This window comes from Solidesulfovibrio aerotolerans, assembly GCF_009856865.1.
GTDB classification, from domain to species: domain Bacteria; phylum Desulfobacterota; class Desulfovibrionia; order Desulfovibrionales; family Desulfovibrionaceae; genus Solidesulfovibrio; species Solidesulfovibrio aerotolerans.
In genome coordinates this window covers 66,575-84,360 of sequence record NZ_WVUD01000011.1, presented here as the reverse complement: position 1 = coordinate 84,360, position 17,786 = coordinate 66,575, and the positions used below count along the sequence as shown (strand labels likewise).

Annotated in this window: 15 protein-coding genes; 7 read left to right on the top strand and 8 right to left on the bottom strand. The window is 64.6% G+C overall.

Going from position 1 to position 17,786, the window contains the following annotated elements; genetic code table 11:
- Window positions 1–3,891, top strand: a complete 3,891-nt coding sequence (locus GTA51_RS08535) for a class I adenylate cyclase domain-containing protein (protein WP_160960285.1) — start codon at window positions 1–3, stop codon at window positions 3,889–3,891.
- Between the two features lie 175 nt (window positions 3,892–4,066).
- Here the strand turns inward: GTA51_RS08535 and GTA51_RS08530 are convergent, their stop codons facing one another.
- From GTA51_RS08530 to rsfS, 6 genes are all read right to left on the bottom strand, one after another.
- Window positions 4,067–4,540 carry a hypothetical protein gene (locus tag GTA51_RS08530; RefSeq protein ID WP_160960283.1) on the bottom strand — a complete coding sequence of 158 codons (474 nt, stop codon included), beginning with the start codon at window positions 4,538–4,540 and terminating at the stop codon, window positions 4,067–4,069.
- The gene (locus GTA51_RS08525) at window positions 4,537–4,788 is read right to left on the bottom strand and encodes a hypothetical protein (protein ID WP_160960282.1); all 252 of its coding nucleotides are present in this window, start codon (window positions 4,786–4,788) and stop codon (window positions 4,537–4,539) included. The genes GTA51_RS08530 and GTA51_RS08525 overlap by 4 nt, the downstream gene beginning before the upstream one ends.
- Before the next feature lie 209 nt (window positions 4,789–4,997).
- A complete protein-coding gene (gene pgm / locus GTA51_RS08520) occupies window positions 4,998–6,650 on the bottom strand; it encodes a phosphoglucomutase (alpha-D-glucose-1,6-bisphosphate-dependent) (RefSeq protein ID WP_160960312.1) in 1,653 nt (550 codons plus the stop codon).
- Between the two features lie 408 nt (window positions 6,651–7,058).
- Window positions 7,059–7,304: a hypothetical protein gene (locus tag GTA51_RS08515; protein ID WP_160960280.1), complete on the bottom strand. Its 246-nt coding sequence runs from the start codon at window positions 7,302–7,304 to the stop codon at window positions 7,059–7,061.
- Window positions 7,301–8,836, bottom strand: coding sequence for a 2,3-bisphosphoglycerate-independent phosphoglycerate mutase (gene gpmI / locus GTA51_RS08510; protein WP_160960279.1), 1,536 nt, complete (start codon window positions 8,834–8,836; stop codon window positions 7,301–7,303). Before gpmI ends, GTA51_RS08515 begins: the two co-directional genes overlap by 4 nt.
- Complete coding sequence (gene rsfS, locus GTA51_RS08505; protein ID WP_160960277.1) at window positions 8,833–9,300, bottom strand: ribosome silencing factor; 468 nt, start codon at window positions 9,298–9,300, stop codon at window positions 8,833–8,835. The genes gpmI and rsfS overlap by 4 nt, the downstream gene beginning before the upstream one ends.
- Before the next feature lie 179 nt (window positions 9,301–9,479).
- On the opposite strand from rsfS, the gene GTA51_RS08500 reads away from it, so the two are divergent.
- The 3 genes from GTA51_RS08500 (at window position 9,480) to GTA51_RS08490 (ending at window position 13,448) form a co-directional block, all read left to right on the top strand.
- Window positions 9,480–10,781: a phenylacetate--CoA ligase family protein gene (locus GTA51_RS08500; protein WP_160960275.1), complete on the top strand. Its 1,302-nt coding sequence runs from the start codon at window positions 9,480–9,482 to the stop codon at window positions 10,779–10,781.
- Window positions 10,782–10,814: 33 nt separating this feature from the next.
- Entirely contained in the window at window positions 10,815–11,246 is a 432-nt protein-coding gene (locus GTA51_RS08495; RefSeq protein WP_160960274.1) for an ACT domain-containing protein, read from the top strand.
- 339 nt (window positions 11,247–11,585) lie between these two features.
- Window positions 11,586–13,448 (top strand): response regulator, encoded by a 1,863-nt coding sequence (locus tag GTA51_RS08490; protein WP_160960272.1) that lies wholly within the window; start codon window positions 11,586–11,588, stop codon window positions 13,446–13,448.
- An 82-nt stretch (window positions 13,449–13,530) separates the two neighbouring features.
- On the opposite strand, the gene GTA51_RS08485 is transcribed toward GTA51_RS08490, so the two are convergent.
- Window positions 13,531–14,121 (bottom strand): TrmH family RNA methyltransferase, encoded by a 591-nt coding sequence (locus GTA51_RS08485; protein ID WP_160960271.1) that lies wholly within the window; start codon window positions 14,119–14,121, stop codon window positions 13,531–13,533.
- A 56-nt stretch (window positions 14,122–14,177) separates the two neighbouring features.
- Between GTA51_RS08485 and panB the strand changes: the two genes are divergently transcribed.
- Genes panB through lgt form a run of 3 tightly spaced genes read left to right on the top strand, consistent with a single transcriptional unit; the run spans window position 14,178 to window position 17,271 of the window.
- Window positions 14,178–15,056 carry a 3-methyl-2-oxobutanoate hydroxymethyltransferase gene (gene panB, locus GTA51_RS08480; RefSeq protein ID WP_160960269.1) on the top strand — a complete coding sequence of 293 codons (879 nt, stop codon included), beginning with the start codon at window positions 14,178–14,180 and terminating at the stop codon, window positions 15,054–15,056.
- Window positions 15,057–15,096: 40 nt separating this feature from the next.
- Window positions 15,097–16,440, top strand: a complete 1,344-nt coding sequence (locus GTA51_RS08475) for a tetratricopeptide repeat protein (protein WP_160960268.1) — start codon at window positions 15,097–15,099, stop codon at window positions 16,438–16,440.
- Window positions 16,441–16,476: 36 nt separating this feature from the next.
- Window positions 16,477–17,271 (top strand): prolipoprotein diacylglyceryl transferase, encoded by a 795-nt coding sequence (gene lgt / locus GTA51_RS08470; RefSeq protein ID WP_160960266.1) that lies wholly within the window; start codon window positions 16,477–16,479, stop codon window positions 17,269–17,271.
- 153 nt (window positions 17,272–17,424) lie between these two features.
- Here lgt and GTA51_RS08465 read toward each other — a convergent pair whose 3' ends face one another.
- Window positions 17,425–17,664: a hypothetical protein gene (locus tag GTA51_RS08465; protein ID WP_160960265.1), complete on the bottom strand. Its 240-nt coding sequence runs from the start codon at window positions 17,662–17,664 to the stop codon at window positions 17,425–17,427.
- Between the last annotated feature and the right edge of the window lie 122 nt (window positions 17,665–17,786).

Below are 17,786 nucleotides of genomic sequence, written 5' to 3'. Positions count from 1 at the left end.
ATGAACCGGCCGGCCTCGCCGGCCCAGGCCCTCATGCGCACGCTGCGCTCCGGGCTTTCCCTGCCGCCCAGTTCCGACATCACCCCGCTGCTGCCCCTGGCCCGCCAGGCTCTGGCCTTTATCGACCGGGGGGCGGCCGACGATCCGGTCACGGCGGCCCAGGCGTCCGAACTGGCCTATCTGCTGGTCGCCCTGCTTGAGGCCGGGGATGAGAGTTTTTCCCGCCAGGCCTTCCCCCTGCTCTTTCGCCTGGGCGTCGAAGGCGAGGTGTTGGCTGTGACCCATCTGGGCAACATGCCCGAGGAGCAGGCCCTGGCCTTGCTGGCCGGCCTTGGCGACGAGGAAAAACTTCTTTTTGCCAATGCCTTTTTTCGCCGTCCCCGGGCCGAGCGCCCCAAAACCGCCGCATTTTGCCTGGATGTCGTGGCCGCTGTGGTGGAACGCACCCCGGACGAACTGCTCATTCTGCTGGATCTGCTGGCCAACCGCCACGAATACCCGGCCCTGCCGCTGCGAAACGCCCTGATTCGGGGGCGCCTTGGCCGGTGGCTGACCCAACTCCTCCAGATGGATCTTTCGGCCGAGCAGAGCCGGTACATGGCCCGGGTGGCCGGCCGGCTGCGCGAACCGGGGCTGGTGGAAAAACTGGCCGCCCGCCTGGGCCTCGTGGATGAGGTCTCGGCCGAAATCATCTGCCGGGCCTTGGCCGAAACCCCCGGCATCGATCCGACAGTGGCGGCCGAGCCGGCCCAGGCCCTGCTCGGGGCCACGGAACCGTCTCTGACCGCCGCCGCCCTGGCCGTCCTGGTCCGTTGCGACGAGTCCCGGGCGGCAACCGCCGTGGCCGCCCTGGCCGCAGCAGCGCCCGGCCGCATTGCCGAACTGGCCCCGGCCCTGGCCGGCATGTCGCTGGCCGCCTTTGGCCAGGCCCTGCGCGGCCTGCCGCCTGAACCCAGGCGGGCCGTCCTGGTCGCGGTCTACGCCGTCCTGGCCGCCGCCCTGCCCGAGGCCGCCCAGGACGCCGCCCGGACCCTGGCCAAGGCCGGACTGGTTCCGGCCAGCCTCGGCCAAGCCCTGGCCACCGATCTGGCCAACCGCTCCCGGGCGGCCTCCCGGCCCTTTCCCAAACGCGCGCCCCTGCCCGGCCCCGCCGCTTCGCCAGAGACCTCCAAAGGCTTATGGAACCGGGTCAAAACCATGGTCTCCAGCCAACCCGGCAGCCAGCCCGGCGAGGTATCCGACACGCTGCGCCGAGAGATGCGCGAAGCAGGCGGCGTCTTTCACAACCGGCAAATCCTGTGGACCAATTTTGACGGGGTGCCTGTGGCGGCCGTCGCGTTTACGCGCAGTGTTTTAAAGGCGGTCAGCTTTGTCCAGGCCACCTTTACCGGGACGACCTTTGACGGCGTGCAGTTTACCGACGTGCAGTTCGAGCGCGCCCGGATGGACGGCGTTGTCTTTCGCCGCTGCCGCTTCCAAAACTGCCGCTTTACCGAAGCAGTCTGGGAGCAGGTCCGGTTTGAGGACTGCGATCTGCGCCTGTGCGCCTTTGGCAATCTGGCCGGACGCACGGTTGCCATGACCGGCGTGGACGCCCTGGAGTGCGATTTTTTCAGCGCCGCCCTGTCCAACCTGACAATGACCCGTTGCCGTTTTCGGGCCGTCAGTCTGGTGCGGGCCGTGTTGCACGATTTTTCCTGCCAGGGAGTGCTTTTTTCCGACTGCCTGTTTGAAATGGCGGTTTTCCCCCGGGCCGACCTCGCCGGCGTTCGCACCGAAGGCTGCTATTTCGCGGGTTCGCGCTTTGCAGGACCAACCGATGAGCCGGACATCCTCGGGGCCATGGCCAAGGACGAAAGCCTGGCCCTGCTCGACGCGGCCGGCTGCGGCCCGCCACTGCCGGCGGAGCTGACCGACAGCACCGGGCTGCGCTTGCTGGCCGGAATCTGCGATGCAATGCTCTCAGGCCGCGACATCCGCCGCCGCCGCCTGTCCCTTTTGGCCAACAACAAGCGGCGTCTGGCCTGGGCCAGACGCCGGCTCGGCGAGACCGGGGCCGGGTTCCTGGAAATGCTGCCGGGACTGATCGCAGCCGGGGCCGTGCGCGACGAAACCGGCCTGCGGCCGGCCCCGGCCGCCCGCATCGCCGGCTACCATCCCACGCTGACCGCCGCGCGCCTGCTGGCCACGCATTTCGGCCAGCAGGCAGTCCAGGCCCAGGCCGCTTCCCCGGACGCCATCGCCGTGGAAGCGGTCTACACCATCGGCAGCGTCGGCACTGTGGCCCAGTCCGACGATTCCGACCTCGACGTCTGGGTCGTTGTGGCCCAGTCTGATGCCGACCGGCCGGATCTGCCCGCTTTCCAGGACAAACTCGACGCCATCAGCCGGCAGGCCGACCGGGACTACGGGCTGGAGATTCATTTTTTTCGCATGAGCGTGGCCGACATCCACAACAACATTTTCGGCTATTCCGAGGACGAAGGCTACGGCTCGGCCCAGGGCTGCCTGCTCAAGGAGGAATTCTACCGCACGGCCCTGGTCATCGCCGGCAAAAAACCGGCCTGGTGGTGCGTCGCGCCGGACATCGGCCAGGAGGCCTATGCCAAGGCTTTGGCCGTTATGGGCCGCAGTGCCGCAGACGTTGCCGCCGACAGCCTGGATTTCGGCTGTGTGCGCGCCATCGCTGGCGACGAATTCTTCGGAGCCTCCTTGTGGATGATCGTCAAATCGCTGACCAGCCCGTTTAAATCCATCATCAAATTCGGCCTTTTGGAAAAATATGCCGCCCACCCGGGCAATCCCGAATTGTTGTGCGAGACGCTCAAAACCTTTGTCTGCGCCAACCAGGGCGGGCTGTGGCGGTGCGATCCCTATGCCCTCTTGTTCCAGGAAGTCAGCCGCCACTACCAGGAACTGGGACAAAAAGGCGCGGTGGAACTACTGCGTCAGGCTTTTTTGCAGAAAACCGGCTTTGACCCCGGCAACGAATACGCCAGCCCCACCGGGGAGACCATCCTCGACCATTTTTTCCCCTACGCCCCGCCATCCTTTGGCTCCTGCCCGCCGCCGCCCAAAAAGGCCGGGCAGACCGACGAGGACGGCTTTGCCCAGGCCATGGCCCTTTGCGACGCCATCTCCAGCTATTTCTTAAAGGCTTACGAACGCCTCAAAAACCGCAGCGCCGAGTTGGCCAGCGGGGGGGGGCTGACCGAGCGCGACCAGACCATGCTGTCGCGGCGCATCGGGGCGAGTTTTGGCCAGCGGGTCGGCAAGGTCATGCGCCTGCCGTTTCTGCGGCCGGGACGGCATCTGTTCGGTTCGCTGGAAATCGGGGTGGAGAAAGGGGAAGGCCGGGAGATGACCTATCTGTGCCGGGGCGAACCGGCTCCTGGCGGGGATCGCAAGACCCGCAAGCGGGAGACGCTGCGCCAGGAAGGGTCGGTGGTGCGGCTGGCGGCCTGGCTTGTGGCCAATGCCCTCTACCGAAAAGGCCTGCACCTGCAGGCGACGACCCTGCCGGCACCGCTGACCCTGCCGGATATCGCGGGCCTTATGCAGGCTGTTTGCGACGTGTTTCCGGTCTGGCAGACCTTTAATCCGCCGCTCTCCTGGGGTCTGTCCGGCGAACGGGTGACCGCTGCCTTGCTCGTCGTCAACATGCTTGCCCCGCGCGAGGAGCGCGGCACGGTCAGCGTGGACACGCTCTACGCCACCAACTGGGGCGAACTGTTTCACCTGGAGCGCACCGTTGCCCTCGGTCCGCTGTCCGAGTCGCCCCGGGACTATCTCATCGAGGCCATGGGCCTGACGCTCGACCCGGACGCCCGCATCGCCGTCTTTGCTCCGGCCAAATCCCAGTGCCAAGCCGTGCGCCGGGCCAAGCGCTGACCCGGGCGGCGTCCGGTCGCTGCTTGGCGGTGCGGCCCTGGCAGGCTGGGCACGGCGCACAGTGTTTTTCCCCGGGAACGCTCCGCCGTGGGGGCGCGACACGAGGAACGCGTTTCAAAACAATGCGAAATGGTCGTTGCTGGCAAGAGAGAAAAGACCGGACCGTGTGCTTGGCTTAGGCCCGCCCGGCCTCGTTGGCGACTGCGTGCAGCGGATCTGGCGGCGTCAGATAAAGTTCGTTGCCGTCGAAGCGGTTTGCGGCCCGATACCACAGCCAGTAAAACGACTGCTTGACGAGATGGCGGTTGCCCACCCAGTCCATGAGCATATGCCCGGTGACGCCGATGGTCAGGCCTACGCCCCAGGCTGCGGCCACGCCCGTGCCCACCAGCAGCCACAAAAAAATGACCAGCTCAAAGGAATGCAGCAGCAGATACAGGCGCGGCAGCCGGCCCTCATCACACATGGCGAAGAAATGGGGCAGGCCACCCCAGCGCTTGTTGCACAGCAGATAATCGAGCACATGGTCGCAGTCGATAAGGACACTTGAGGCCCCGGCCATAAAGGCAGCGGCCAGACTGCCGCTGGTGGCGGCGTAGGCGGCAACGGCCAGCGGTACAGCACTCATGCAATGTTGGGCGAGTTTCACGGATCGATCTTCCTTGCAGCGGCCCGGCGGCCGGCCGCAGTCAGCCGGCCGCTATAGGCCGAAATGTCGTATTCGTAATAGCCAAGGCGAACCAAACAACGGAAAAGCCGGCAAGCCCGGGCCGGGCCAAAGCCCAGATTCGTGGCCGCCTGTCCCGGCATGATCCGCCCGGGGAAAGGTGCCTCGGGCAGTTCGGCCAGCGCCTGCAGCAACCGCCAAGCGGCAGGGGAGAGGCTGTCGTCGTCCACGGCCCCACTCCTTTGCGGCCGGTTTTGGTTGCCTGCAAACCTCGCCGGCGTCAAGGCCCATGCGCTTTCCCGGCCCAGCCGCAACGGCTCGCGGCATCGCCCGTCACCTCGGTCAGGGGGGCCGGGAGGATATTCCCCCCGATGGGGGGTCCGGGGGCCTCAGGCCCCCGGCCGCCGGAGGCACTCTTCTGCCTTCTTCTCTCTCGCGCCTACACGCCGGCGGCGGCGAAGGCGTCGGCCACGATTTCCTTGGCCTCGGCCTGCAAGGCCTGCAAGTGCTCGCGGCCCTTGAAGCTTTCGGCGTAGATTTTATAGACGTCCTCGGTGCCTGACGGCCGGGCGGCAAACCAGCCGTTTTCCGTCGTGACCTTGAGCCCGCCGATGGCCGCGCCATTGCCTGGGGCGTTGGTGAGCAGCCCGGTGACGGCCTCGCCGGCCAGGGTGGTGGCCGTGACCATTTCGGGCGAGAGTTTGGCCAGGGCCGCCTTTTGGGGCTTGCTGGCCGGGGCGTCGATGCGCTCGTAGATGGGCGCGCCGTAGCGGGTGGTCAGTTCGGCATAATGCGCGGCCGGATCTTTGCCGGTCTTGGCCGTGATCTCGGCCGCCAGCAGGTCCATGATGATGCCGTCCTTGTCCGTGGTCCAGACTGTGCCGTCGGTGCGCAGATACGACGCGCCAGCACTCTCCTCGCCGCCAAAGCCAAAGGAACCGTCGATAAGGCCCGGCACGAACCACTTGAACCCAACCGGCACCTCGCACAACCGCCGGCCAAGGCCGGCCGCCACCCGGTCGATCATGGCGCTGGACACCACGGTCTTGCCCACAGCGGCGTCGGCGCGCCACTTGGAGCGGGTGGCAAAGAGATAGTTGATGGCCACGGCCAGATAGTTGTTGGGATTGAGCAAGCCGGCCGAACGGGTGACGATGCCGTGGCGGTCATAGTCGGGGTCGTTGCCAAAAGCGATGTCGTAGGCATCGCGGTGTTCGATCAGCCGGGCCATGGCATAGGGCGAGGAGCAATCCATGCGGATTTTGCCGTCCCGGTCCACGGTCATAAACGAAAAAGTCGGGTCCACCACATCGCTTATAAGCGAAAGGTTGAGGCCATAGCGCGCCACCAGCGGTTCCCAGTAGGCAACGCCGGAGCCGCCCAGGGGATCAACGCCGATGCGGATGCCGGAATCCCGGATGGCGGCCATATCGACCATATTGGCCAGATCGGCCACATACGGGGCAATATAGTCGTATTCTTCGACGCAACCGGCGGCCAGGGCGGCGGCCAGGGTGATGCGGTGCACGCCGGCCAGCCCCTTTTCCAGATAGGCGTTGGCGGCGGCCTGAACGGCTTTGGTGATATCGGTGTCGGCCGGGCCGCCAGACGGCGGATTGTACTTAAAGCCGCCGTCCTCCGGGGGATTGTGTGACGGCGTTATGACGATGCCGTCAGCCAGGATGCCCGGATGGTCGCGGTTAAAGGTCAGGATGGCGTGGGAGATGACGGGGGTTGGCGTATAGCCGCGTCCGGCCTGGATGCGCGTGGCCACACCGTTGGCGGCCAGGACTTCCAGGGCCGTGATCCAGGCCGGCTCGGACAGGGCGTGGGTGTCCATGCCGAGATAGAGCGGCCCGGTGATGGCTTTGCCCTTGCGGTAATCGCAGATGGCCTGCGTGGTGGCCAGGATGTGGTCTTCGTTAAAGGAGCCGTCAAATGACGTTCCCCGATGCCCCGAAGTGCCAAACGATACCCGACAGCCCGGATCGGACGGATCGGGTTTGACGGCATAGTAAGCAGCAACCAGACGCGGCACGTTGACGAGTAGCGAACGCGGGGCCGGTCTGCCGGCGAGGGGACTGACGGTCATGGGGGTTCCTCCTGGGACGACTGCGACTTGGGCATAGTGCCGCAAAGCGGCGGCAGCGTCCACTTCCGGCGACGATTGGATGGAAAAACGCGGGGGATCGATGCGCAGGCTGCGGCACAGCGGGCACTTGCCGGGTTTGCCCAGCCGGTCGCGCTTGGCAAACACATGGCCGCAGCCGATGCACCGGGCTGGTTGGATGCGAAGACGGGTTTGGGAACGGCGCAGGGAGCGTTGCAGATGCATAAGGGCGGCAAGGACTGCCTTTTCGCCGGCCCGGGCCAGGGCCGAGAGCTCCAGGGCCGTGGCTGGAGCATCAAGGCCAGTGAGTGCTTCAAGCAGCGCCTGGGCCACGGTTTTATCCCGTGACGGCGGAAGCGGTGCGGCCTTTGGGCGCATGGCGGGCGGGCCTTAGATGAAATCCGGGTCCACTGCCGCCTTGCCGCCGGCCAGCATGAGCTTGACAAAGCGCACCGACCGGTCGTCCACCGGCACGATGGGAAACCGGCCATGGCAGGCATCGCAGGCGATCATGGCCGGCTTGACCGGAGCCACCACCGGCACTTCGCGGCGACAAAACGGGCAGGGATAGAGAAAGACCAATTCCACGCCCACGGGCTTGGCCGGGGTGAGCGGTTTGCGCTGTTCGTTGCTCATGCCGCTGGCTCCGTGACAAGACACGCGCCGGTCATGGCCGCCGGCACGGGCAGCCCGGCCAGGGTCAGGATGGTGGGGGCGAGGTCGCCGAGCTTGCCCGGAGACAATTGCGCGTTCTTGCGGGCCGGATCGACCAGGATCAGGCGCACCGGGTTGAGCGTATGGGCGGTCATGGGGCCGCCGTCCGGGGCGATCATCTCCTCGGCGTTGCCATGGTCGGCCGTGACCAGCAGCCGCCAGCCGGCGGCCAGGACCGCCTCGGCAATGCGGGCCACGCAGGCGTCCACGGTGGCCACGGCGATTTCAGCCGCTGCCAGGATGCCGGTGTGCCCCACCATGTCGCAGTTGGCCAGATTGACCACCGACAGGCTGTGCCCCGCCTCCATGGAGGCCAAAAAGGCGTCGGTGACGGCCACAGCACTCATCTCGGGCTTTAAATCATAGGTAGCCACGTCGCGCGGCGACGGGACCATCTGGCGAACCTCGCCCGGGAAGGGTTCTTCCCGGCCGCAGTTAAAGAAATAGGTGACGTGGGCGTATTTTTCCGTCTCGGCCAGACGCAGCTGGGTCAGCCCCTGGCGGGAATAGACCTCGCCCAGGACATCGGTGACGGACACCGGGGCAAAAGCCGCCGGCAAATGAAACGACCCGTCGTATTCGGTCATGGTGGCAAAGCCGGACAGCCTGGGCACGCGCCCCCGGACAAAGCCGTCGAAATCGGCCGCCGTCAGCGCCCGGGTGATCTCGCGCGCCCGGTCGGCCCGGAAATTAAAGAAAAACACGGCGTCGCCGTCGCGGAGAATCCCCTCGCCCCCGGCCAACACCCGCGGCGTGACAAACTCATCGGTCTGCCCGGCGGCGTAGGCGGCCCGGACAGCGGCCACAGGGTCGGTAAAGGACTCGCCGGTCCCTTCGGTCAGGGCGGCGTAGGCCGCAGCCACCCGCTCCCAGCGGTTGTCGCGGTCCATGGCGTAGAAGCGCCCGGTCAGCGAGGCGATACGCCCCGCGCCGATTTCCGTCAGCGCAGCGTCAAGATCGGCCACGTAGCCGGCTCCGCTTTGGGGCGGGGTGTCGCGGCCGTCGAGGAAGGCATGGACCAGGATGTCGCGCTGCCCCAGGGCGGCAAAGGCGGCAACCAGGGCCTTGGCGTGGGTGATGTGGCTGTGCACCCCGCCATCGGAAACAAGGCCCATGAGATGCACCCGCCCGCCAGCGGCCAGGGAAGCCCGGGCCAGTTCGGCCAGGGTCGCATTGGCAGCCAGGGAACCGTCTTCCACAGCGATATCGATGCGGGTCATGTCCTGGTAGACGATGCGCCCGGCCCCGATATTCATGTGGCCGACCTCGGAATTACCCATAAAGCCCGAAGGCAGCCCCACGGCCCGGCCCGAACAGGCCAGGGTGGTGGACGGATACTCGGCCAGAAGCCGGTCCAGGGCCGGGGTTGCAGCCTCGGTCACGGCATTGCCGGGACCGGCCGGGGCCAGGCCCCAGCCGTCCAGGATAAGGAGCAGGGTCGGCGTCGGTTTCATGCTGGGTTCGTCGGTCCTTGCGCATCTTCGGATTCTTCAATATCGTCGTCATCGTCGTCTTCCGCCGAGGTTTTCGGCGCATCCGACGGTTTGGACAGGGACAAGGCAATGGGCTTGCCCTCGGACCACAGGCCTTCGAGATTGTAAAAGGACCGCTGGTCTTCCTGGAAGATGTTGACCACCACGTCGTTTAAGTCCACCAGCACCCACTGGCCGGTGCGGTAGCCTTCCATACCGAGGTAGGAAAAGCCGTGATCGCCGCAGCAGGCCAGGACATGATCGGCCAGGGCCTGGGCCTGACGGATGCTTTGGGCCGAAGCCATGACCATGGCTTCGCAGATGGGGCTTAAGCCGGTAACGTCTACGGCTTTGATGTCTTTGGCTTTTTTCTCGTGGAGCCAGGCGGCCACCCGGGTGGCCTTGTGGGCGGGGGAAATATTGGCGTCAGTCGGTTTTGCGGGCATTGTCTCTCCAAAAAAGTATCCTGTCGCCCGGTTCCCGGGCAACGTCGGTTGTCTACGCGATTTGGCGGCGTCGCGCAAATGCGCCACCAGCCTTTTTCCCGACACGCTCTTGACGCCGCCTGGTGCTTTCGGCAGGAATCCCTTTTGGATGCGCCCATGACGTCATTTGGAGGAATCCCATGATTTTCGATATGGACATCGAAACCCTGCCCAGGGAAGAACTCGAAGCCTTGCAACTCAAACGCCTGCAAACGCAGTGCGAACGGGTCTACGCCAACGTGGCCTTTTATCGCCGCGCCTTTGACGAGGCCGGCATCAAGCCGGCCGACATCAAAAGTCTGGCCGATCTGCGCTATCTGCCTTTTACCGAGAAGCAGGATCTGCGCAACCATTACCCCTTTGGCCTTTTCGCCGTGCCCAAGGACAATGTGGTGCGCGTCCACGCCTCCTCCGGCACCACCGGCCGGGCCACGGTTGTGGGCTACACCCAGCGCGACATCAACATCTGGGGCCGGCTGGTGGCCCGCTGCTTTGCCGCTGCCGGGGCCACCCGCCGTGACATCATCCATGTGGCCTACGGCTATGGCCTGTTTACCGGCGGCCTTGGGGCACACTACGGGGCCGAGGAACTGGGTGCCATCACCGTTCCGGTTTCCGGCGGCGGCACCCGGCGTCAGGCCATGCTGCTCAAGGACTTCGGGGCCACGGTTTTGTGTTGCACCCCCTCCTACAGTCTGGTGCTCTACGAGACGGCGCTGGAAGCCGGCATCGATTTCAAGGAACTGCCGCTTCGGGTGGGTGTTTTCGGGGCCGAGCCCTGGACTGACGAGATGCGCCGGGACATCGAGACCAAAATGGGCATCAAGGCCATCGATATTTATGGTCTGTCCGAAGTCATGGGACCGGGGGTCGGCATCGAATGCGCCGAGGCCCAGGCCGGTGCCCACCTCATGGAAGACCATTTCCTGTGCGAGGTCATCGACCCGGTGACCAAGGAACCGGTGGCCCCGGGCGAGGCCGGCGAACTGGTCATCACCACCCTGACCAAGGAAGCCCAGCCGGTCATCCGCTACCGCACCCGCGACATCACGCGTCTGGTCTATACGCCGTGCAAATGCGGCCGCACCTTTGCCCGCATGCAGCGCGTCCACGGCCGCAGCGACGATATGCTCATCATCCGGGGGGTCAACGTCTTCCCGTCCCAGATCGAGAGCATCCTGCTCGAAACCGAGGGGTTGACGCCGCACTACCAGTTGGTCGTTCGCCGCGACGGCAATCTGGACACGCTGACGGTCCAGGTGGAAGTGGATGAAAAACTTTTCTCCGACGAGATCAAAAACCTCCAGCGCCTGGAAGGCAAGATCCAAAAGAACATCAAGGAATTCCTGGGTGTCACCGCCCAGGTCAAGCTCGTGGAACCAAGGGCCATCCAGCGCTCCGAAGGCAAGGCCAAGCGTATCCTGGACCTGCGAAACGAATAACGGCCAAACACCCGACTTGCGGAGGGAAACGCCATGAAAGCCGAACAAATTTCCATTTTTCTGGAAAACCGAACCGGTCGCCTGGAAGAAGTGACCCGCGTCCTGGCCGAGGCCGGCATCAGCATCCGCGCCCTGTCGTTGGCCGACACCTCGGACTTCGGCATCCTGCGCCTTATTGTCAGCGATCATGAAAAAGCCAAAAAGGCGCTCAAGGACAGCGGCTTCACCGTGGGCCGAAACGCCGTGGTGGCCGTGGAAGTGTCGGATAAGCCCGGCGGCCTGCACGCCATTTTAAATCTGCTCAACGCTGGCGGCGTCAACGTGGAATACATGTATGCTTTCGTCCACCAGTGCGAACGCTCAGCCGTCATTATCTTCCGTTTTGACCGCACCGATCAGGCCATCGAGCTTTTGCAGAAAAACAACATCACCATCATTCCCGGGGATAAGCTTTACACTATCTAAGTGCCCCCGTGATGCGTCCTCGCTGCAACGGGCCGCAGTCCCCAGCCGGACTGCGGCCCGTTTTTTTGCCGGCTGCGCAGCGCCGCCCCAAGCGACACCCCAGTCCCGGTCCAGGCGGCCACGCCTTGACAAAATGCGCCCGGCATGACCAACCATGGACAAATGGCCCCATGGCCCGAGACGGCATTTCGCTTCGCGCCCAACGCCGCAAAGGGGTTGGCGAACAGGCTCAGGGAGCCTACAAGGACATCGAAGATGGTCCTCCCCCGGTTTTTTTGGGGGGCCGCCAAAATCGCCAGGCTTCGTACCCTGGCATGTAGCACAAGGGGTACCGCCGCCATGCTCGAAGGCCTGATCCGCGAAACCGACGCCCTGGGAGTCCTCACCGGCGACGGCTGGCTCCTCGTGGATAATAACGGCATCATTGTCCACGCCACCCCCGAGGCCGGCCCGTTTTTCGGGCTCCCGGCCAGCCAGCTCACCGGCCTGCCCCTGGGGATTCGCCTGGACGGCCAGCCTGGGCGCAGACTGCGCCTGCCAGCAAGCGACCGTCTGGTCAGCCTGCGTTGGGAAGCCGTGCCCCAGCCCGATCTGCCCCTGACCCGGGTGCTGCTGCGCGACGTAACCGCCCTTGCCACCGCCGAGAACCAGCTCGCCGCCGCCCGGGAAGCGGCCCAGGCCGGCGAGCGGGCCAAAAACCACTTCCTGGCCAACATCACCCACGAAATCCGCACGCCCATGATCGGCATCCTGGGCATGACCGAGTTGACCCTGGCCACGGAGCTTGCGCCCAAGCAACGGGAATACCTGGAAATGGCCCGACATTCGGCCCAGTCGCTGCTGACAGTCCTTAATGATATCGTGGATTATGCCCGCATTGAAGTCGGCGTGCTGGAGCTGGCCAGACTGCCCTTTGACCTGCGGGCCACGGCCGAGGAAGTCATCAGCGTTTTCAAGCCCCTGGCGGCCAAAAAAGGCGTCTCCCTGACCTTTCGGTTTGTGGGTGCCGTGCCCCAGACCCTTTTGGGCGACGCCAGCCGGCTGCGGCAGGTGCTGGTGAATCTGGTCGGCAACGCCGTCAAATTCACCGACGCCGGCAGCGTGGTCCTGGTCATCGCCCGCACCGGCCAGGGCCAAGCTGCCTCCCAGCTGCGGCTGCGTTTCGAGGTGCGCGACACCGGCATCGGCATCCCGGCCGATAAAATCCAGGCCATTTTCGACAGTTTCACCCAGGCCGATGTCTCCCCGGCCAGACGCTACCAGGGCGCGGGCCTGGGGCTGGCCATCGTGCGCCATCTCGTGGGCATGATGGGCGGGACGTACGGCGTTGACAGCGTCGAAGGCACAGGCAGCGCCTTTACCTTTGAAATCGAGTGCGCCCTGCCCGAGTCCTTCAAAGACGCCGTGGCCCCGGAGGTGGTCCAGGAACCGTCCAGCCTGCGGCCCCTGACCATCCTTTTGGCCGAGGATAATCCCATCAATCAGATTTACGTGCAGGAACTGCTGGAGATGGACGGCCATGAGGTGGTGGTGGCCCACACCGGACGGCGCGCCCTGGAAGCGCTGCGCAAAAAGCGTTTCGACGCCATCCTCATGGACATCCAGATGCCGGAGATGGACGGCCTGGAGGCCACCCGGGCCATCCGGTCCGACGACTCCGGCGATTTCGATCCGGCCATCCCCATCGTGGCCCTGACCGCCCACGCGCTCAAAGGCGATCGCGAAACGTTTCTGCGGGCCGGCATGGACGAATATCTGAGCAAACCCGTGAGCCCGGGCGATCTGGCCGCAGCCCTTGGCCGGGTCATGGACGCACCGGCAAAAGACGGCACGGCCGCGCCGGCGGCCCCGGTCACGACCGGGGTCGTGCTGGACTGGGCGGAACTGCTGGGCAAGGCCCGGGGCAACACCGGCTTTCTGGTCAAGCTGTTCGGGGCCTTCGTGGCCGAACAACCGGGTACGCTGGCTGCCATGCGCGAGGCCCTTGCGGCACCGGATCTGGCCCGTCTGGCCTTTTTGGCCCACTCCCTCAAGGGTGCCTCGGCCACCATGTGCGCCCCGGCCCTGCGCGAGGCCTGCCACGACCTGGAGCGGGCTTCCCGGGCGGGCGACCCGGGCAGGGCTACGGCGGCCCTGGCCGGCGTGGAAACGACCCTGGACGATGTGCTCACCGCCATGCGCGCAAAAATCGCGGCCGCTTAAATGAAACGCGCCCACCCCGGCCGGGCCCGCAGGCACGCGGCGGGGCCTGGGCCGGACCGCAACGAAAGGCACCCCGGCCGGGCTATTTGCTGGACCAGAGCTTGCCCAGCCGGGCCAGTTCCTCGGGAGGCAGGCTCGGGGTGCCATAGCGGCCGGCGGCGTCAAGCTGGCGAAAGCCTTCATAAAGGATGACTGCAGCGGCCACCGACACATTGAGGCTTTGCACCATGCCCATCATGGGGATATACAACGCCCCGTCGACGTGGGGCGCCAGATTCTCATCCACGCCCCGATGCTCATTGCCAAGGATGATCGCCGTCTTGGCGGTCAGATCCCAATGGGCCAGGGGTTTTGCCGTTTCGGAAAAGCTCGTGGCCAAAAGGGCGTAGCCCTGGGCTTTGAGCGTGGCGGCCAACGAGGCCGCATCCCGGTGACGCACGGTTTCCACCCACTTTTTGGCCGACCCCGACGATTTCTTGCCCAGGGCCGGAAAGGCCGTGTCGGTATAGAGCAAATGGACGCGGTGAATGCCAAACGCGTCGCAGCTTCGTAAAATGGCCGACACGTTGTGGGGATCATGAATGTTGTTTACAACCAGGGTCAGATCGGTCTGCCGTCTGGCCAGGACTTCTTCAATGCGCTTTGCCCGGCGCTCGGTGATGCAGGCTTGCATGGCCGTGGCACATAGGCCAATACGCGCTGCGGCGCAAGAACCAAGGAGAGGCAAGCATGCCAAGAATGACCGCCCCGGACGTGACGGCTGCCAAGGGAACGCGCAAAATCGCCATGCTGGCCGCCTATGATTTCACCTCGGCCCGGCTGGCCGAAGCGGCCGGCATCGAGGTGCTGCTCGTGGGCGACTCCCTGGCCATGGTGGTTTTGGGCCACGACGACACCCTGTCCGTGACCATGGACGAAATGCTCCACCATGTCCGGGCCGTGGCCCGGGGTTCCCAAAACGCCCTGGTGGTGGCGGACATGCCGTTTTTGTCCTATCAGGTTTCTGTCGAAACGGCCGTGGCCAATGCCGGGCGTTTTTTAAAGGAAGGCCGGGCCGGCGCGGTCAAGCTCGAAGGAGGGCAGGCCGTGGTGCCCCAGGTCCGGGCCATGACGGCCGCCGGCATCCCGGTGCTCGGCCATGTGGGGCTGACACCGCAGCATGTGGCTGCCCTGGGCGGCTTTAAGGTGCAGTCCAAAACCGCTGATGCGGCGGTCGCATTACTGGCCGACGCAAAGGCCCTGGCCGAAGCCGGCTGCTTCGCCATCGTGCTGGAGTGCATCCCGGCCCCGGTGGCAGCGGCCGTGACCCGGGCGCTCACCGTACCCACCATCGGCATCGGTGCCGGACCGGACTGCGACGGTCAGGTGCTGGTCTTTCACGACGTCCTTGGCCTCTACGACCGGCTGCGCCCGCGTTTCGTCAAACAGTTCGCCGCCCTTGGCGAACAGGCCGTAGCGGCATTGACGGACTACGTCGAGGCGGTTAGGAGTTCGGACTTTCCCGGGCCGGAGCACAGCTTTCCCATGGCCCCCCAGGCGCAGGCCGCATTCGCGGCCCAGCTCGATCAGACCGGGGCGACGGCAAACCAGACGCCAGCTAAGCCCTGACCCGCGGCCCGTCGCGACGGCCTCCGACTATGAGCAGTACATGAAAAACAAGCAGTATGATGACGATGTCCGGGAATATGTTGCCCAGCAAAACGGCGTGTTCCTGGTGGTCAGCACCGATCCCCTGTTCAATAAAAATCTTCGCGGCACCCTGCTTCGTCATCTGAGCGTCAAAGACGAATGCGTCCATAATGTCGCCACTACTGAACAATTACCCAAACAGATTAAGCAACTGCGGTCCAAAAATCACAAAATCCTCGTTTTCATCGAACGCGAGCTGAACGGCCGCAATACCTCCGACGTCATTCGGTATCTGAAAAACGACTTCGCCAGCGACCTTTTCGTCGTGGTCCTGACCACCGAAGTCGAACGCGACAAGCTTGTGCTTTTGCACGAACTCGGCGCGGACAACATCATCACCAAACCCATCTCCGCCGACACCCTGGTGGAAAAAATCGCCTTTACGGTCAAACCCCGGGGCCAGATCGGCGAATTCATGGACAAGGGCCGCCAATGCCTGGAGATGGGCGACGCCCTGGAAGCGGCCAAGCTCGCCAAACAGGTGCTGGATATAAAATCCAATAGTCCGTCAGGCCTTTTGCTCATGGGCGACGCCCTGCGGGCCATGGGCAAAAAGGACGAAGCACTGCGGGCCTACACCCAAGCCGAAAAGGGTGCCCGGCTCTTTCTCGATCCTTTGAAAAAGATTGCCGAACTGCACCGCGAGGAAGGCAACACCACCGAGGAGATCCGGTTCCTGGAACGCCTGGACAAACTTTCGCCCCTAAACGTTGACCGCAAGGTGGATCTCGGCACAGGCTACATCAAGCTCGGCGATACCGAAAAGGCCAAGGCCGCCTTTGACATGGCGGTGCGCATAGCCACCAAGGAAGCCCTCGATACCGTCAGCCGCATCACCCAGACCATTGCCGCCCGCTGCATGGAGTCTGCCCCGGAACTGTCCGAGCAGTATCTGCGTCAATCGCTTAATACCCGCAAAAACATGCTCGACCGCTCCGACATCGAGACGTTTAACCGCCTGGGACTGATGCTGCGCCGCCAGGGAAAATGGCAGGACGCCATCTCCGAGTACCGCAAGGCGCTAAAAATCTCACCCGACGATCCGGGCCTGTACTACAACATTTCCATGGCCTTCACCGAAGGCCGCCAATACATTGAAGCCTATCAGTACGTCGAGCGGGCCTTGTCGCTCAATGCCGACCTGTGGAAAAACGGCGAAGCGGTCTGCTACAACATCGCCACGGTCTATCGTCGCTACGGCAAAAAAGACCCGGCTGTTGCCTTTCTCAAAAAAGCGCTGGAACTCAATCCCGGCTATGAAAAGGCCAAAGCCCTGCTCATGGAGATGGGCGGCGGCCGCTGACCCACGCGCCCAAACCGGAGCCGCCACCCCACCCTTATGCTCATCCATCCCCAATTCGATCCCGTGGCCGTCAATCTCGGCCCGCTGGCTGTCCGCTGGTATGGCCTTATGTATCTCATCGGCTTTGCCGTGGCCTGGCTCCTGGGCCGCTGGCGTGCCACGCGCCCGGGGTCCGGCTGGACCGGCCTTGAGGTCGATGATCTGATCACCTATCTGGTGCTTGGCGTGGTGGTCGGCGGGCGGGTGGGGTATATGCTCTTTTACGATCTGCCGGCGCTTATCGCCAATCCGCTGTCGCTCTTTATGGTCTGGCAGGGCGGCATGTCGTTTCATGGCGGCTTTGTGGGCGTGCTGGCGGCGGTGTGGCTGTGGGGGAAAAAGACCGGCAAGGGCTTTTGGGGCGTGGCGGATTTTACCGCCCCCCTGGCCCCGTTCGGCATTTTCGCCGGCCGCATCGGCAATTTCATCAATGGCGAACTGTGGGGCAAGGCAACGGACCTGCCCTGGGGGGTGGTCTTTCCCGACCCCCGGGCCGGCGGCATCCCCCGGCATCCCTCCCAGCTCTACGAAGCCGGACTTGAGGGCCTGGCCCTGTTCGTCATCGTCTGGCTCTATTCGGCCAAAAAACACAAGGCCGGGGCTGTCAGCGGCGTTTTCTCGGTGTGTTACGGCACCTTCCGCTTTGCCCTGGAATTTGTGCGCCTGCCCGATCCCCAGCTCGGCTATCTGGCCTTTGGCTGGCTGACCATGGGCCAACTGCTCAGTCTGCCGGTCATTGCCTTTGGCCTGTGGCTCCTTCTGCGCCCCGGGCCGCGGGCGCAAGCCGGCTAGCCGCGCATCCTCCGAATTGCCAACCCGCGTCGCGAACCCCTTAATAACTTCTCCAATTGCAGGGGTCCGGGGGGATCATCCCCCCGGCCGCCGGAGGCATCTTCATCTTCTGCCTTCCCCCCGGCCGCCAAAGGCATATTCCCATCCGTGCCCCTATTCGCGGTGCAGGGGGATGAGCACGAACTCCCCGCACAAATCCTCGGCCTGGGTTTCCGCCCATACCGCCACATAGGTCTTGCCCCGGGCCTGCTCCACAGGGGCTGTGGCCGGAGCCGGCGCATAGCGCTTGCAATAGCCCCATTCCCCGCCCTGCATCTCCTCGGGCGGACAATAGCGGTCCTCCGGGGGAATGGGGCCTTTCCAATACCGACACATCCTGCATTTCTGCTTCATACTGCCTGCCCGGGGGCGTTGCGTTGCTTCCTGCATGCCTCGACCCTTGTCCTTTGCATAAAACATGTCCCCCGGACAGACCGCCGGGGATCGGCTCCGGGCCGCGTTCGATCCTGGCGCGT

Bases quoted from the DNA above. Each gene is read 5' to 3' on its own strand.
- rsfS (WP_160960277.1), bottom strand. From the start codon at position 9,300: ATGCCCGCAAAACCGACTGACGCCAATATTTCCCCCGCCCACAAGGCC.
- pgm (WP_160960312.1), bottom strand. From the start codon at position 6,650: ATGACCGTCAGTCCCCTCGCCGGCAGACCGGCCCCGCGTTCGCTACTC.
- GTA51_RS08500 (WP_160960275.1), top strand. From the start codon at position 9,480: ATGATTTTCGATATGGACATCGAAACCCTGCCCAGGGAAGAACTCGAA.
- GTA51_RS08475 (WP_160960268.1), top strand. From the start codon at position 15,097: ATGAAAAACAAGCAGTATGATGACGATGTCCGGGAATATGTTGCCCAG.
- GTA51_RS08465 (WP_160960265.1), bottom strand. From the start codon at position 17,664: ATGAAGCAGAAATGCAGGATGTGTCGGTATTGGAAAGGCCCCATTCCC.
- GTA51_RS08515 (WP_160960280.1), bottom strand. From the start codon at position 7,304: ATGAGCAACGAACAGCGCAAACCGCTCACCCCGGCCAAGCCCGTGGGC.
- panB (WP_160960269.1), top strand. From the start codon at position 14,178: ATGCCAAGAATGACCGCCCCGGACGTGACGGCTGCCAAGGGAACGCGC.
- gpmI (WP_160960279.1), bottom strand. From the start codon at position 8,836: ATGAAACCGACGCCGACCCTGCTCCTTATCCTGGACGGCTGGGGCCTG.
- GTA51_RS08485 (WP_160960271.1), bottom strand. From the start codon at position 14,121: ATGCAAGCCTGCATCACCGAGCGCCGGGCAAAGCGCATTGAAGAAGTC.
- GTA51_RS08490 (WP_160960272.1), top strand. From the start codon at position 11,586: ATGCTCGAAGGCCTGATCCGCGAAACCGACGCCCTGGGAGTCCTCACC.
- GTA51_RS08535 (WP_160960285.1), top strand. From the start codon at position 1: ATGAACCGGCCGGCCTCGCCGGCCCAGGCCCTCATGCGCACGCTGCGC.
- lgt (WP_160960266.1), top strand. From the start codon at position 16,477: ATGCTCATCCATCCCCAATTCGATCCCGTGGCCGTCAATCTCGGCCCG.
- GTA51_RS08495 (WP_160960274.1), top strand. From the start codon at position 10,815: ATGAAAGCCGAACAAATTTCCATTTTTCTGGAAAACCGAACCGGTCGC.